This window comes from Streptomyces niveiscabiei, assembly GCF_001419795.1.
In the GTDB taxonomy this organism is placed as follows: domain Bacteria; phylum Actinomycetota; class Actinomycetes; order Streptomycetales; family Streptomycetaceae; genus Streptomyces; species Streptomyces niveiscabiei.
Genome location: NZ_LIRL01001197.1, coordinates 1 through 1,761 on the forward strand (window position 1 = coordinate 1; position 1,761 = coordinate 1,761).

Below are 1,761 nucleotides of genomic sequence, written 5' to 3' on the forward strand. Positions count from 1 at the left end.
GTTCCGGAAGGGGGGCGCATTGGGGTGTGTGGGGGTTCCGGAAGAGGGCGCGTTCGGGTGTGCGGGTTTGAGCGGGCCGCGTGCGGGGTTCGAGCGCGGTCCAGGGAACCGGCGGATTCCGTGCGGAAGTTCACGGGCCGGAGTCGGCGGGGTGATGGGGAGGTGACGTACGTCATGGCTTGGCCAACTGCCCCCGACACGTTGGGGTGGATTTCACCCGGTGTCCCTGACGCCCCCTGAGACTCCCGGAGAAGAGTGAGCGGCGATCCGTCCGTCACTCATCAAGGGGCTTTCATGGCCGAGTTGACCCGACGCAGACTCCTGGGATCCGCCGCCGGCACGCTGGGCGGCGCCGCGGCCCTCTCCCTGCTCCCGCCGAGCGTCCAGAAGGCCGTCGCCGCGGGAGCGCCGCGCCGCGGCTCCCTGGGCGACATCGAGCACGTCGTCATGCTGATGCAGGAGAACCGCTCCTTCGACCACTACTTCGGCACCCTCAAGGGTGTACGCGGCTTCGCCGACCCCGAGGCGCAGGTTCTCGACACCGGGCGCTCCGTCTTCTACCAGCCGGACGCCGAGAACCCGAAGGGGTACCTGCTCCCCTTCCACCTCGACACGCACTCCTCCAGCGCCCAGGCCATCCCGTCCACCAGCCACGCCTGGTCGGTGCAGCACGAGGCGTGGAACAACGGGAAGATGGACCGCTGGCTGCCGGCCCACCGCAAGGCCGACGGCGTCAACGGGCCGTACGTCATGGGCTACTACACGCGTCGCGACATCCCCTTCCAGTTCGCGCTGGCGGAGACGTTCACCGTCTGCGACAACTACTTCTGCTCGGTCTTCGGACCCACCTGGCCCAACCGCCTGATGTGGATGACCGGTTCGATCGACCCCGAGGGCACCCACGGCGGGCCCATCACCAGCAACGTCGCCCCCAAGCCCTACACCTGGACCACGTACGCGGAACGCCTCCAGGCGGCCGGCGTGAGCTGGAAGGTGTACCAGGAGGACGACAACTACGGCTGCAACATGCTGGAGCAGTTCGCCGCGTTCAAGAACGCCCGGCCCGGCTCCGACCTCTACGAGCGCGGGGTGCGGCGGCAGCCGGCGGGCACGTTCGAGGACGACGCCCGGGGCGACCGGCTGCCCGCCGTCTCCTGGATCATGCCGACGAGCTACCAGTCGGAGCACCCCGACTACCTGCCCGCCGCCGGCGCCGACTTCGTCGCCTCCAAGATCGAGGCCATCGCCGCGAATCCCAAGGTGTGGCGCAAGACGGCGTTCATCCTCAACTACGACGAGAACGACGGGCTGTTCGACCATGTGGCCCCGCCCACGCCTCCGGCGGGCACGCCGGGGGAGTTCATCAAGGGGCTTCCCATCGGGGGTGGCTTCCGGGTGCCGGCGATCATCATCTCGCCGTGGACGGTGGGCGGCTGGGTCGCCACGGAGGCTTTCGATCACACCTCCGCGTTGCAGTTCCTGGAGCGGTTCACGGGCGTCGCCGAGCCTCAGGTGAGCGACTGGCGCCGTGAGACCTTCGGCGACCTCACGTCCGCGTTCCGCTTCTCCCACTCCCGGCCGCACCCGCCCCGGCTTCCCCATGACACCGCCGAGCAGTTGGCCAAGGCGAAGGAGGAGGTGGCGACGTTGCCCAAGCCGACGTTGCCGGGGGCGGAGCAGACGTTTCCGAAGCAGGAGCGGGGGCGCCGGCCGCAGGTGTGAGGGCGGGTGGTCGGGCGTGGGTTTCGCGGGGGGTTGCTG

At 69.5% G+C, this 1,761-nt stretch carries 1 protein-coding gene; it reads left to right on the plus strand.

Annotated features, from left to right (window positions below; translation table 11 throughout):
* Positions 1-294 precede the first annotated feature (294 nt).
* Positions 295-1,722: an alkaline phosphatase family protein gene (locus AOK24_RS41985; protein ID WP_055725132.1), complete on the plus strand. Its 1,428-nt coding sequence runs from the start codon at positions 295-297 to the stop codon at positions 1,720-1,722.
* Positions 1,723-1,761: the final 39 nt, after the last annotated feature.

Coding starts and splice junctions, on each gene's coding strand:
- AOK24_RS41985 (WP_055725132.1), top strand. CDS start 295: ATGGCCGAGTTGACCCGACGCAGACTCCTGGGATCCGCCGCCGGCACG.